This is a genomic window from Cohnella fermenti (assembly GCF_004801405.1).
GTDB lineage: Bacteria > Bacillota > Bacilli > Paenibacillales > Paenibacillaceae > Cohnella > Cohnella fermenti.
This window is the reverse complement of the sequence record NZ_SSOB01000116.1, coordinates 1-759: the sequence shown is the minus strand read 5'-3', so window position 1 is coordinate 759 and position 759 is coordinate 1. Positions and strand designations below refer to the sequence as shown.

The window sequence follows — 759 nt, the reverse complement described above, 5'->3', positions numbered from 1 at the left end:
TTATAGGCTTTAGCCTGTTGAGTGCGTGAAACGCGCGAAACAAAAAACCACCCGCTATGCGGGTGGAGGGAACGAGGGTTTGACCACCAAGACCATTCCGATAAAATTGAGATGTTCAGGCTCAATGGAAGGAATGGTCTTAGGTGGCAAACAAGAATTACAGTTTAGCGCACACGAAGTGGATGTGCAAATACCACATCGTGTTCACCCCGAAGTATAGACGGAAAGAGATCTACAATCAAGTGAGAAAAGATTTGATCGAGGTATTCAAACGTCTATGCAAGTACAAGGGGGTGGAGATTCTAGAAGGTCATATGATGCCGGATCATGTACACATGATGGTAGCTATTCCCCCAAAGATATCGGTATCATCGTTCATGGGATATCTGAAGGGGAAAAGTTCGCTAATGATCTTTGAAAAGCATGCGCAGCTCAAGTACAAATATGGGAATCGAAAATTTTGGGCAGAAGGCTATTATGTGAGCACAGTAGGCCTAAATGAAGCAACCGTAGCCAAATACATTCGCGAACAAGAAGCACACGACCAAGCGATAGACAAATTGAGTGTAAAAGAATATGAAGATCCGTTTAGCAGCAATAGGAGCAAAAAGAAATAAACCCGTTTTACGGGTACGTGAAGGTGACAAATTACCCTGAGCCTGAACAACCTTGTTGTCAGGCTGGCGTCTTTAGGCGCAGTTTGGCAACAAGGGGTTATACCCCAAGAGCAAACCACCCGTTGGACGGGTGGTTATGATT

1 protein-coding gene is annotated in these 759 nt (G+C 44.7%); it reads left to right on the top strand.

Annotation, left to right across the window (positions count from 1 at the left end; genetic code table 11):
- Positions 1-143 precede the first annotated feature (143 nt).
- Complete coding sequence (gene tnpA, locus E6C55_RS33255) at positions 144-617, top strand: IS200/IS605 family transposase (protein WP_136374119.1); 474 nt, start codon at positions 144-146, stop codon at positions 615-617.
- The last annotated feature ends 142 nt before the right edge of the window (positions 618-759 follow it).